Consider the following 11,080-nt stretch of genomic DNA (forward strand, 5'->3'; position numbering starts at 1 on the left):
GAGTGCCGCGCCGGGACCGGCCCAGGGCGGACCGCCCGGCGCGCCCGGCGGCGGCCACTGGGGCTGCGGGTAGCCGGGCGGCGCCGGGTAGCGCGGCGTGCCCGCGGGGCCGGGGGAACCCGGCCCGCCCTCGGGCTCGCCGGGTGTCCCGGATCCGCTGTCGTCGGGTCGTCCGTTCACCACGGCCCGTCCACTCGGTGGTCGGAGACCTGCGGGGTCAGGACCGCTCGATCTCGATCTTCTCGATGACCACGTCGGTCAGCGGCCGGTCGGCCTGGCCGGTGGTGGTCTGGGCGATGGCGTCCACGACGGCCCGCGACTCGGCGTCGGCGACCTCACCGAAGATGGTGTGGCGCCGGTTCAGGTGCGGGGTGTTGCCCACCGTGATGAAGAACTGCGAGCCGTTGGTGCCCGGCCCGGCGTTGGCCATGGCCAGCAGGTAGGGCTTGTCGAACTTGAGGTCCGGGTGGAACTCGTCGCCGAACTGGTAGCCCGGGCCACCGCGACCGGTACCGGTCGGGTCGCCGCCCTGGATCATGAAGCCGCTGATCACCCGGTGGAAGATCGAACCGTCGTAGAACGGCCCGGAGTCGCCGCCGCTCGCGTTCGGGCCCGTGTAGTCCTTGCTGCCCTCCGCGAGGCCGACGAAGTTCGCGACCGTCTTCGGCGCGTGGTCGCCGAACAGCACGACGCGGACGACGCCCTCGGAGGTGTGCAGGACGGCCGTCGTGTTGGCGTTTCCTGGTTCCGTCACGGCTACCATCGTGCCAGTAAGCAGCCGCATCCGTGGGAAGCAGGTCCGGAACATGAGTGCCGAGAGGACGCGGGCCCGTGCCCGCAAGGATGCCGCCGAGGCCGTGCACACCTTCGCCGACGCCGGCCGGATCGCCGGTGGCGCGGTCGCCGACGCCGTGGCGGGAGGGGTCTCGTCCCGCCTGTCCGGCCTGTCCGACGTGGTGTCCGGCTCGGTGCACGACGCCCGCCACGCGCTGGCCGAGGTGGTCGAGCCGACCCCGGCGCGGGTGCGCCGGGCCCCGTGGATCGTGGCCGTCCTGCTGCTGACCGCGGCCGCGGTGTGGGGCTGGGCGACGGTCCTGCAGCGCGAGCGCGAGGTGGACCCGGGGACCCCGGTGCCGACGACCCCGCCGACCGACGACCAGATCCACGGCAAGCCGATCGGCCAGGGCCGGTCGCAGGCGAGCGGTCACTGACCCACGGCCGTCCCGGATCGGGCGGGTCAGGCCGGGCGCAGGGTCCGCAGGAAGCCGGTCACGGCGGCCTCGTAGCCGTCGGGATCGGCGTTCCAGCTGCCGGTGTGCTCGGTGCCGGAGAACTCCCGGTAGGTGACCGGCCAGCGGTGCCCGGGGGCGGTCGCGGCCAGGTCCCGGCTCAGCGTGACCGGCACGGCGGTGTCGGCGTCGCTGTGCAGGACGAGCGTCGGCGGGCGGACCGCGGGCGGGCGCCGGACCAGATCGAACCGGTCGAGGTCGATCCCGATCCGGCGCGCGGTGAACCGGGCCGCGACCCCGGCGAGGGTCGGCGGGAGACCGCGGTTGCGGGCCTGCCTGCGCAGCGTGCGACGCCAGTCGAGCAGCGGCGCGTCCCAGACCACGGCGTCGACGAGGTCGGCGTGCGGGGACCGGTCGAGGAACGCCCCGCCCACCGCGGCCCCCATCGACCAGCCGACCAGCACCAGCCGGCGCGCGCCGTGGACCAGGGCGTAGGCCGCGGCGGCGTCGATGTCGCGCCACTCGGTGTCGCCGAGGTGCGACCGCCCGTCCGGTGACTCCGGGGCGGTCCCGTCCCCGCGGTAGCTGACGACGAGCTGGGTCAGCCCGGCCGCGTGCAGCGCGGGCAGGATCCGCAGTGCCTCGCGCCGGGTCCCGCCTCGGCCGTGCACGCACAGCGCCCAGGTGTCCGGGTCACCGGCGTCCGGGGCGGGAATGCGCCAGGCCGGTGCGAGGCCGAGGTCGGTGGGCACCCGGACGTCGTCGAAGGGCAGCCCGCGGGCGGACGGGTCCGGGTCGAACGGGCCGGCGTCGAGCACCGCGGGGCCGGTCGCCGGGACCGGGCCGGCGCGCAGCTCCCGGACGACGGTGCGGCGCCCGCGGTCCAGGACCGGACCGACGACGGCGAGTCCGGCCGGGCCTCGCAGCCCCCAGACACCCGGCTGTGCGGACAGCCGGGTCCGCGCCAGCTCGACGGTGCCGTCCCCGGCGGTGACGACCCGCTCGGGCAGCCCCGGGTGCGGCGACGGGTGCAGCAGGATCGTCGAGTAGTGCCAGCCGATCGCGGCCGCGGCGGCGCCGCCCGCCCCGCCCAGGGCCCCGGCCAGCGCTCCCGCGACGGGCGCCGAACGACGGACGGAGTGGCGGACGGAGGAGCTCGGCGCGCGCACACACTCATCCTGCTCCCCCGCGTACGTGTGCCGCGAGTGGACCACCTGATGCCTGTTTGGAGTGACGAGAAGGCTCCGTACGTGCGAGCCCCCTCTCAGGTTGCCACTCGTACGAGTGAAGATCGCCGCCGAGTGACTGCGGAACGCAACCGACCGCTGGGGGTCTCGTTGTCCCCCGGCGAGGGTCGTCCGTCGGCCCTCAGCTTCCCCGCTCCCCCTTGGAAGGACGTGCGCATGACCCCGCTCGCCCGTACCGCCCTGCGGCTGTCCCTCGCCGGCGCCGGCATCGCCGCGCTCGGCGCCGGTGTCGTCGGCCAGGCCTCGGCCGCCGAACTGCCCGAGGCACCCGACGCCCCGGACACCTCCGCCCTGCCGTCCTACGAGGACGGCACCCTGTCGAACGACGCGAACAGCGTTTCCTTCGGCGAGCTGCAGACCCCGCACGGCGAGACCTCCGGTCTGCCGGAGCTGCCGTCGGCCGACGCGCTCCCCGGCCTGCCGAGCACCGACGCGCTCCCCTCGGCCGACTCCCTGCCGAGCACCGACGCGCTCCCCTCGGCGGACTCGCTGCCGGGCGCGGAGGACCTCTCCACCGCCTCGCTGCAGTCCGCGGACGCGCCCGAGGTCCCCTCCGCTCCGGACGCGCCCGAGCTCCCCTCGGCCGACGACGCTCCCGAGCTCCCCTCCGCGGACGACGTCGACCTCCCGTCGGCCGACGACGCCGGCGCGCTGCCCGTGTTCGAGGTCCCGGGCGTGATGTACATCGAGGCTCCGACCGTCTCCTGACGGCGGACCGACGAGCGCCGGACCCCCGACCGGCGCTCGCGACGTCGCCCGTCCGGTGTCCCCACGACCGGGGCACCGGACGGGCGACCGCGAACGGGGTCAGGGCCGGCCGTGCCGCGGACGCGGCGGCGGCGCGGGCACCACCGGCGCGCGGACGAGGAGCTCGTAGCGGTCGAAGGACCCCTCGTCGTCGACGACGTGGCGCAGGAACCGGAACCCGGCCCGTCGCGCGACCCCGACCGATGCGGTGTTCTGCGGGTCGACGTCGATCGAGATCCATCGCACGTCACCCCGTTCGCCCAGGTAGCGGGCGGCGAGCCGGACCGCGCGCGTCGCGAGGCCGCGACGGCGGTACGCCGCGTAGACGCCGTAGGACAGACCGGCCCGGTCCCCCGCGGGATCCAGGTCGACGTCGATGGTCCCGGCGAGGACGGCGCCGCCGTCGACCCGGATGCCGAAGCTCAGCTTCGGCCCGTCGTCGGCCCAGCGTTCGATCGCACGGCGGACGTGGGCGCGGGCGGTAGCCGGGGTCGCGGGTGCGCCACCGAGCCAGCGGACGATCTCGGCGTCCTCACCCGCGAGGTGGGCCGTCACGTCGTCCCAGCCGAGCGGACTGAGGACGACGACGCCGTCCGCCAGCATGTTCGAGGGACGCGACACGGCACCATCCTGCCCCAACCGTCGCCGTGCGTGATCGGGACCTCCCCCTCCGGGGTTCCCCGTCAGGACGACGGCGCCTCGCGCACCCGGTAGCGCATGAGGAGCGTGTCGTCCCCCGTGACGACGCTGACGAGCTCGAGACGCGCGGGGTCCATGCCCGCGCCGCGGGCGATCCGGCCTGCCTCGCCGGAGACCAGGAACGGCGCGAGGGTCAGTCGCAGCTCGTCGACCAGGCCCGCCTCGGCCAGACTGCCGAACAGCGCGGGCCCGCCCATGCAGTTGATCCGGCGCAGCCCCCGCTCCCCCAGCGCGGCGACGGCGACGGCGAGATCGACCGACTCGTCGCCGGTGAGCACGACCTCGGCGCCGGCGTCGGCCCACCGGCCGCGCAGGTCCGCGGGGACCGACTCGCAGGTGAGCACGATCGTGGGGACCACGGTGTCGGTCAGCACCGGCGCCGACGGGTCGAGCGACTTCCCCGACGAGGTGACGACCGCCGTCGACGGCAACTCCGACAGCCCGAAGCGGCGGCGCCGGTCGTCCATCCGGTCGTTGTGCTTGACGCCGGTGAACCCCTCGGCGGCGGCCGTCCCGGCCGCGACGAGCACGACGTCGGCCAGGTCGGTCCCCAGGTCCAGCACCGCGCGGTCGGGCGGGGTGGACAGCCCGGCCGAGCTGCCCGCGACCTCGACGGCGCCGTCGGCGCTGGACACGAAGTTGACCGACAGCCGGAGGCGGTCGTCCGGGTAGGCGTAGAGCCGTTCGAGCTGCTCGGTCGACAGCGGTCCGGCGTCGGCCGCCGGGAAGATCTGGTGGATCATGCTCACGCGAGCAGTCTCACCGCCCGCGACGGGTTCCGCTCGCCGCGGACGGTGGCGACCATCTCGCAGGTCTCGCGGGTGGCCCGGGCCTGGTGGGCGCGCACCATGGCGACGCCGCGGTCCGCGGCCAGCGCCGTCGCGGCGAGGGTGCCGGTCAGCCGCTCCTCCAGCGGCACGGCCAGGGACTCACCGACGACGGTCTTGTTCGACATCGCCAGCAGCACCGGCCAGCCGGTCGCGACCATCTCGTCGATGCCGCGCAGGACCTGGAGGCTGTGCAACGTGTTCTTGGAGAAGTCGATCGCCGGGTCGATGAGGATCCCCCCGGCGGGCACGCCCGCGGCGACGGCCTTCTCGGCGAGCGCGACGGTCTGGTCGATGACGCTGCGGAGCACGTCGGCGTAGCGGGGCCGGTGCGGCTCGGTGCGCGGGGTGACGTGGTCGGTGTGGGCGCTGACGTAGCCGGCGCCGTACCGGGCGGCGACGTCGAGGATCGCCCCGTCGGCGGCGGCCCAGTTGTCGTTGACCAGGTCGGCCCCGGCGGCGCAGACGGCGTCGGCGGGCCCGGCGCGGAAGGTGTCGACCGAGATCGCGACGTCGGGGAACGTGTGGCGCGCCCACTCCACGGTCGGCACGACCCGGTCGATCTCCTCCTGCTCGGTGACCTCGGTGCCCGGACTGGCCGGGACGCCGCCGATGTCGATGACGTCGGCACCCTCCCGGACGACCGCGGTGATCCGGTCCCGGGCGGCCTGCTCGGCGAAGGTGACGCCGTGGTCGTAGAACGAGTCGGGGGTCCGGTTCACGATCGCCATGACCATCGCCCGGTCCCGGTTCCAGGTACGTCCACGGAACGTCACGCTCGGCACGTGGTCTCCTCACAGCACGGTCCGGGCCCGCTGCAGGACCCGGTGGGATCCCCATCCTCCCCGGGCCCCCGCGGGCACGCCCACCGGTCACCCGCGGGCGTAGTCCCGCAGGGGCGGCTCGACGGCCACCCGCAGCTCGGTCGCGATGCTGGTCGCGACCTGCCCCAGCAGCCGCACCTCGTTCGCCGGGAGCTGCGTCCGGTCGACGGCGGGCATGACGTCGGCCAGGCAGACGGCGCGGTCGATCCGGCCCGCGTCGGCGGGGCCGTCGTGGTGCAGCGCGTCGGCGACGACGGCGTACCCGACCGGGTCGGTGCTGCCCATGGTCAGGTGCTCGGCGACGTGCACCGGGCAGAGCGACTGGACGGGGATGTTCGCGATCCGGCCCGCGCCGTCGCGACGCAGCTCCGAGCTCGCCGCGGGCGGCAGGTTCGGGACCACGACCTCGTCGGTCACGGTGTAGACGACGGTGTAGTCGATCCCGGCGAACGTCTCCGGTCCGTCGTTGAGTGCGGCGAGGAGCCGGGAGCCGGTCTGCTGCTGCCAGAACGCGGGGACACAGCCGGGTCCGCAGACCGGGTAGGCGTCGAGCGTGCCGTGGTTCGACGGGTCGATCCCGATCATGTCGGTGACCATGCCGCGGGTGTCCGGCCAGTACTTCAGCGCCCAGCGCGGGACCATGCCGCCCTGGCTGAACCCGACGACGGAGATCGGGCCGCCGGCCTCGTCGTGCATGGTGCGGATCGCGTGGACGACGTGCTCGGCCGCGACCTGGATGTCCCCGGTCGCGTGCGCGGGCAGCTGCACGAGGCAGTGGGCCCGGCCCTCCTGCGCGAAGGCGCGCGCGTAGTTCCAGTCGAAGTTGACGTCGGGGTCCAGCGTCGTCCCCGGCACCAGCAGGACCGGGGCGCCCGCGGAACGGGCGAGGTCGCCGTGGCAGGTGAGGCTCTCGTCCAGGCCGGGCGCGGTGAGCGCGGGCCCGGGGTCGGCGGCGCGCTCCGGGGAGGCCGCCGCCACCCCCGCGACGCCGGTCAGGCAGGCCGCGGTGACGGCCAGCGCGAGCAGGGTGGACGTCGTCGTCCGTGCCATGCCTTCCCCCGTTGTCGATCTTCCTGATCAGTGAACGAGGGCGGCGGCCTGCGGTGACGCGTTCTCGTCGGTTCGACGACGACCGGGTGCGCCTCGGACGGACGGAACGCGGTGCCGGTGGTCACCGGATCCCGCGCCAGGTCGGTGTCGTCGGCACGACCGGAACCTGAGAACCAGGTCTCGCCCCGGCGCGGAACCCGGACGGGTGACAGCACTGCCGGGCGGCCGGCCGTCCCGCTGTGGGCGGTCGGGCCTCCGGCCGCGGTACGACCCGCCGAGCGGGACCGGTCCGCCGACCGTCGCAGCCGACCGGCCGCCGGGGTCACGCCAGGTGCTTCCCGGAGATCGCGCGGGCGATGACGAGCTGCTGGATCTGCTCGGTGCCCTCGAAGATGTCGTAGATCTTCGAGTCGCGGTGCATCCGCTCCACCGGGTGCTCGCGCGAGTAGCCCGCACCGCCGAGGATCTGGATGGCGCGCTCGGTGGCCCACACGGCGACCCGGCCGGCCTTGAGCTTGGACATCGACCCCTCGCCCGCGGTGAACGGGACGTTGTTGCGGCCCATCCACGCGGCCCGGTGCACGAGCAGCCGGGCGGCGTCGATCTCGGTCTTCATGTCCGCGAGCATGAACGAGATCGACTGGTTCTCGATGATCGGACGGCCGAAGGCGACGCGGTCCTTGGCGTACTCCAGCGCGTACTCGTAGGCGGCGCGGGCGATGCCGATCGCCTGCGAGCCGACCGTCGGGCGGGACAGCTCGAAGGTCTGCATCGCGGCCGAGCCCTTCGACCTCTCCCCCGACCGGGCGCGGGCGAGCCGCTCGTCGAGCTTCTCCTTGCCGCCGAGCAGGCAGGAGCCGGGGAGCTTCACGTCGTCGAGGAACACGTCCGCGGTGTGCGACGCGCGCAGACCCATCTTCTTGATCTTGCGGGTGGACTCCAGGCCGGGGGTGTTCGGCGGGACGACGAACGCGGCCTGGCCCTTGCTGCCCAGGTCTGCGTCGACGACGGCCTGCACCACGTGGATGTTCGCGATGCCGCCGTTGGTGGCCCAGGCCTTCTGGCCGGTCAGGGTCCACTCGTCCTTCGCCTCGTCGTAGACGGCGCGGGTGCGCATCGCCGAGACGTCGGAGCCGGCCTCGGGCTCGGACGAGCAGAACGCGCCGACCTGCGGCTCGGAGGCATCGCCGTAGCACTGCGGGATGAACTCGACCATCTGCTCGGGCGTGCCGGAGGCGAAGATGCCGGCCACCGCGAGGGTGGTGCCGAAGATCGCCATGCCGATGCCGCCGTCGCCCCAGAAGAGCTCCTCGTTGACCAGCGGCATGGAGAGCCCTGTCTCGTCACCCCAGAAGGAGGCGAGGGTCTCGAAGTTGTAGAGCTCGATCTTCGCGGCCTCCTGCAGGATCGGCCACGGGGTCTCCTCGCGCTCGTCCCACTCGGCGGCGGCCGGACGTACGACGTCGGCGGCGAAGCCGTGCACCCACTCCTGCAGCTCGCGGTGTTCCTCGGACAGTTCGAAGGAAGTCATCTCAGCTCTCCGCTGTTCGGTCGCGGTTCTCGTCAGGCGGACGGGATCTGGAACATCTTCTGCAGGGCGGTCGCGAAGCCGACGTCGCCGGAGACCTTGAGCTTGCGCGTCATGAACAGGGTCACCGGGTTGGCGTTGTTCGTGGCGACCTTCAGGAACTCGGTACCCGGCATGGTCAGCGCGGTCCGGGCGTCCTCGTCGGTGCCCTCGGTGACGGTGCAGGTCCCGTTCTGCAGCACGGTCTGGAAGCTGTCGGTCGTCGAGCCGTCCTTGATGTGCCAGTGCACGACCTGCCGGTTCCCGGAGGCACCCTTCGACGAGTAGAACTCACTCATCCGGCCGAAGATCGCCTCCAGCACCGGCCGGCGGACCTCGGACGACATCACGGTCGCCAGCTGCTGCTTCGACGCGGTCTTGACCAGGCGGGCGAACAGCGACGGGTCGACGTCCTTCGCGTTCCCGTCACGCAGGGCCGTGCCGAGGGTGGAGATCAGCTGCTCGTCGGACAGGGACTTGGGGTCGACGCTGCGACCCAGCTCGTTGATGTCGACCGTGTCGGCCATCGCTCGCTCCACCTCGCCGTGGTTCACACAAGTGTCCGGTACTCGCCGTACCGGCTCGGACGGGGCGTACTTTACGCAGCAGTAGCTAAGCTGTCGAGATGGCACCCCCACCCCGCCGCAGGCTCCCGCCCGCACAGCGCGAGAAGCAGGTCCTCGACGCGGCGGTGCGCGTGTTCTCCCGGGACGGGTTCCACGACGCGTCGATGGACGCCGTCGCCGACGAGGCGGGGCTGTCGAAGCCGATGGTCTACACGCACGGCGGGGGCTCGAAAGAGGAACTGCTGCGGCGGTGCATCCGCCGCGAGTCCGACCGGCTGCTGGAGTCGGTCTCCGGCGCCGCAGCCGGGGCACCGGCCGACGCCGAGGTGCGCCTGCACCGCGGCCTCCGGGCGTTCTTCGCCAGCGTGACCATCCACCGCGACGGCTGGTCGGTGCTCTACCGCCAGGCCCGCACCGGGGCACTCGCGGACGAGGTGCACGCGGCGCGCACCCGCATCGTCGACCGGGTGGCACAGCTGCTGGCCGCCGAGCTGGTCGCCCCCGAGGGGATCGACCCGGCGACGGTCACCACCCCGATCGCGGCGGCGCTGGCGGGTGCGGCCGAGGGTCTGGCCGACTGGGCCGGCGACGGCGGGGACCCCGACGACCTCGCCTCGACGCTGATGGCGCTGGTGTGGCCGGGGCTGGCCCTGCTGCGCTCCTAGTCCCTTCCGCCGGGAAATCGATCACCGTGCAATCGATCACCGGGTCGCGATTGTCACCATAATCGAGGGAAATCGATCCGTAACCCCGCCGTGTCCACGTGCAACGGCATTCGCGCGCGTTGTTCGGAGTGCGCGTACAGGCCGGATGTCACTCGAATGAGTGATGTCGCCGATTCACCGTTCCGGCAGCTCAGAGCCAAGCCACCTATTGTCCGAGGGTGTCGGGATCGCTACGTGCAACACATCATCAGCGGTTCACCGAGACGGGTGTCGATGACGTCACCCGGTGTCGGCGCGCATTCCGGGAGAACGCCGGTTACCTTTCTCCGCAGTACGTCCTCGAATTCCGGGGCGTGCAGTCGACAGCAGTGAACATGAAGGGAACGCATTCCATGCGTCAGTCCGTGCGTACTCTGGCCGCCACCGCCATCGCCGTCCCGATGACCCTCGGTGCGGCCGGGATGGCCTTCGCCGACGACACCGTCGATCAGGGCCAGGCTTCCGAGGCCACCGCATCGTCCGAGCAGGGTGCCGCCACCGAGCAGGGCAACAGCTCGTTCGCCCCGGTCACCCAGGCGAACCCGGCGCTGAACGTGAGCGACGTCCTCGGCCTGAGCGACTTCGCCAACGAGGACTACGACGGCGGTGAGGGGTCCGGACAGCAGATCGTCCAGGACAACTCGATCGACTCCTCGAACGAGCAGGGCAACAAGGCCTCCACCGAGCAGGCCCAGAAGACCGTCGTCGAGCAGATCGCCGGCCTCGCGGGCTGATCCGCCGCCGTCCCCGGCCGCCGGGCACAACCCACCGCTCCGGCGCCGACCGCCCGTGCCGGCCCCTACGACCGGGTCGGCCGGGCTCCTTCCCCGAGAGGATCGTCCCCCATGCGCAAGTTCTTCCGCATCGCCACCGCCGCGGCGCTCGCCGTCCCCATGACCATCGGTGCAGCCGGCATGGCCTTCGCCGACCACGAGCGCGGCGACCGCAGCGAGACCAGCACCCAGGAGACCGCGGGTTCGGCCACCGGCACCCAGTCGTCGGAGAGCACCCAGGGCAACGCCAACGGCGCCCCGGTGACCCAGGCGAACCCGGCGGCGAACGTCGACGGCATCGCCTCGCTGAGCGACTTCGCGAACGAGGACGTCCGCGGCGGCTCCGGCCAGGAGATCGTGCAGGACAACTCGATCGACTCGTCGAACGAGCAGGGCAACAAGGCCTCCTCCGAGCAGGCCCAGAAGACCGTCCTGGACCAGGTCGCCGACCAGTCCTGAGACACCCGAGGTCCGGGGGCACAGCCCGGCTTCTCCGGCGAACGGCCGGTCCGCAGACGGCGGGCCGGCTCGTTCGTGTGTCCGGGCCGCGGCTGCCGGCCGAGTGGTGGCGCTCAGCCCTCCGTCGCCGGACGGGTGACCAGGCGCCGGGTGCGGTCCGGCAGCCGGTCGACGATGCGGCCGATCCGCTCGGTGGTGCCCTGCAGCGGTGCGAGCGCGTCGGCCAGCACCCCGATCTGCCGGTCGAGCGCGTCGATCCGAGCCGCGACCGACCGCAGGTCCGGGGCGACGGCGGTCAGCTGGCTCGCGGCCTGCGCGAGGTTGACGTCCAGCGCGGCCAGCCGCGGGGTGCCGTCCGCGTCGGCGTCCGCGACGGCCGCGGCGATCC

14 protein-coding genes and 1 pseudogene are annotated in these 11,080 nt (G+C 73.3%); 5 read left to right on the forward strand and 10 right to left on the reverse strand.

The window, feature by feature from the left end; all coding sequences use genetic code 11:
• Together GTW08_RS31765 and GTW08_RS11185 are read right to left on the reverse strand one after the other, a co-directional pair.
• A pseudogene (locus GTW08_RS31765) lies at positions 1–183 on the reverse strand (hypothetical protein); the annotation flags it as partial.
• A 34-nt stretch (positions 184–217) separates the two neighbouring features.
• Positions 218–763, reverse strand: a complete 546-nt coding sequence (locus GTW08_RS11185; RefSeq protein ID WP_062399093.1) for a peptidylprolyl isomerase — start codon at positions 761–763, stop codon at positions 218–220.
• A gap of 43 nt (positions 764–806) precedes the next feature.
• On the opposite strand from GTW08_RS11185, the gene GTW08_RS11190 reads away from it, so the two are divergent.
• A complete protein-coding gene (locus GTW08_RS11190; RefSeq protein ID WP_073573733.1) occupies positions 807–1,211 on the forward strand; it encodes a hypothetical protein in 405 nt (134 codons plus the stop codon).
• 26 nt (positions 1,212–1,237) lie between these two features.
• Here GTW08_RS11190 and GTW08_RS32700 read toward each other — a convergent pair whose 3' ends face one another.
• Entirely contained in the window at positions 1,238–2,398 is a 1,161-nt protein-coding gene (locus GTW08_RS32700) for an alpha/beta fold hydrolase (protein WP_161151866.1), read from the reverse strand.
• 234 nt (positions 2,399–2,632) lie between these two features.
• On the opposite strand from GTW08_RS32700, the gene GTW08_RS11200 reads away from it, so the two are divergent.
• Entirely contained in the window at positions 2,633–3,184 is a 552-nt protein-coding gene (locus GTW08_RS11200; protein WP_161151867.1) for a hypothetical protein, read from the forward strand.
• 99 nt (positions 3,185–3,283) lie between these two features.
• On the opposite strand, the gene GTW08_RS11205 is transcribed toward GTW08_RS11200, so the two are convergent.
• From GTW08_RS11205 to GTW08_RS11230, 6 genes are all read right to left on the reverse strand, one after another.
• Entirely contained in the window at positions 3,284–3,844 is a 561-nt protein-coding gene (locus GTW08_RS11205; protein WP_062399087.1) for a GNAT family N-acetyltransferase, read from the reverse strand.
• Positions 3,845–3,906: 62 nt separating this feature from the next.
• Positions 3,907–4,665 (reverse strand): dihydrofolate reductase family protein, encoded by a 759-nt coding sequence (locus tag GTW08_RS11210; protein ID WP_161151874.1) that lies wholly within the window; start codon positions 4,663–4,665, stop codon positions 3,907–3,909.
• Between the two features lie 2 nt (positions 4,666–4,667).
• Positions 4,668–5,534: a dihydropteroate synthase gene (gene folP, locus GTW08_RS11215; protein ID WP_083657976.1), complete on the reverse strand. Its 867-nt coding sequence runs from the start codon at positions 5,532–5,534 to the stop codon at positions 4,668–4,670.
• Between the two features lie 87 nt (positions 5,535–5,621).
• The gene (locus GTW08_RS11220; RefSeq protein WP_161151868.1) at positions 5,622–6,623 is read right to left on the reverse strand and encodes an esterase/lipase family protein; all 1,002 of its coding nucleotides are present in this window, start codon (positions 6,621–6,623) and stop codon (positions 5,622–5,624) included.
• Positions 6,624–6,945: 322 nt separating this feature from the next.
• Positions 6,946–8,154 (reverse strand): acyl-CoA dehydrogenase family protein, encoded by a 1,209-nt coding sequence (locus tag GTW08_RS11225; RefSeq protein ID WP_161151869.1) that lies wholly within the window; start codon positions 8,152–8,154, stop codon positions 6,946–6,948.
• A 32-nt stretch (positions 8,155–8,186) separates the two neighbouring features.
• Positions 8,187–8,717, reverse strand: a complete 531-nt coding sequence (locus tag GTW08_RS11230; protein ID WP_062403970.1) for an SCP2 sterol-binding domain-containing protein — start codon at positions 8,715–8,717, stop codon at positions 8,187–8,189.
• A gap of 98 nt (positions 8,718–8,815) precedes the next feature.
• Here GTW08_RS11230 and GTW08_RS11235 point away from each other — a divergent pair, with 98 nt between their 5' ends.
• The 3 genes from GTW08_RS11235 to GTW08_RS11245 all read left to right on the forward strand — a co-directional run bounded on the left by GTW08_RS11235 (position 8,816) and on the right by GTW08_RS11245 (position 10,692).
• Entirely contained in the window at positions 8,816–9,421 is a 606-nt protein-coding gene (locus tag GTW08_RS11235; protein ID WP_161151870.1) for a TetR/AcrR family transcriptional regulator, read from the forward strand.
• Positions 9,422–9,825: 404 nt separating this feature from the next.
• The gene (locus GTW08_RS11240) at positions 9,826–10,194 is read left to right on the forward strand and encodes a hypothetical protein (protein WP_337825407.1); all 369 of its coding nucleotides are present in this window, start codon (positions 9,826–9,828) and stop codon (positions 10,192–10,194) included.
• A gap of 111 nt (positions 10,195–10,305) precedes the next feature.
• Complete coding sequence (locus tag GTW08_RS11245) at positions 10,306–10,692, forward strand: hypothetical protein (protein ID WP_161151872.1); 387 nt, start codon at positions 10,306–10,308, stop codon at positions 10,690–10,692.
• Between the two features lie 113 nt (positions 10,693–10,805).
• Here GTW08_RS11245 and GTW08_RS11250 read toward each other — a convergent pair.
• Positions 10,806–11,080, reverse strand: a 275-nt coding sequence (locus GTW08_RS11250) for a hypothetical protein (protein ID WP_161151873.1), incomplete at its 5' end; no start/stop codon positions are given.

The organism is Pseudonocardia sp. SID8383 (assembly GCF_009864975.1).
GTDB classification, from domain to species: Bacteria; Actinomycetota; Actinomycetes; order Mycobacteriales; family Pseudonocardiaceae; genus Pseudonocardia; species Pseudonocardia alni.